This is a genomic window from Paludifilum halophilum (assembly GCF_002245355.1).
GTDB lineage: Bacteria > Bacillota > Bacilli > Thermoactinomycetales > DSM-45169 > Paludifilum > Paludifilum halophilum.
The window spans coordinates 1-466 of sequence record NZ_NOWF01000065.1; the positions used below are offsets into that span (position 1 = coordinate 1).

General features: G+C 54.7%; 2 tRNA genes. Both read left to right on the forward strand.

Annotated features, from left to right (window positions below):
- The first annotated feature begins 153 nt into the window (after window positions 1-153).
- Window positions 154-230 (forward strand) — tRNA-Ile (locus CHM34_RS18410).
- Window positions 231-248: 18 nt separating this feature from the next.
- A tRNA-Ala gene (locus CHM34_RS18415) sits at window positions 249-324 on the forward strand.
- Window positions 325-466: the final 142 nt, after the last annotated feature.

Genomic DNA, 466 nt, shown 5'->3' on the forward strand with positions numbered 1-466 from the left:
AGGTATCCCTACCGGAAGGTGGGGATGGATCACCTCCTTTCTACGGAGTTATCGGGACCTTGAGGTCCGATACACAAGAACGAACCATCACGGGGTTCATGTTCGCTCTTTGGTTTTCAGGGAATGCTGAAACCATCCCTGAGAATGACTTGGGGGCCTATAGCTCAGTCGGTTAGAGCGCACGCCTGATAAGCGTGAGGTCGGCTGTTCGAGTCAGCCTAGGCCCACCACTTGCATTCTAAATATGAGGGGCTGTAGCTCAGCTGGGAGAGCGCCTGCCTTGCACGCAGGAGGTCAGCGGTTCGATCCCGCTCAGCTCCACCACACGGTCACGCCGTGAGGTTGATGCACCTTGAAAACCGGATATGGAAAGAAGCCAGGCAAATCTTCATGGAAGATGAAGATTTCACCGGAGCGAATTGAGGAGAAGTTAGGAAGAGCACACGGTGGATGCCTAGGCGCCAGG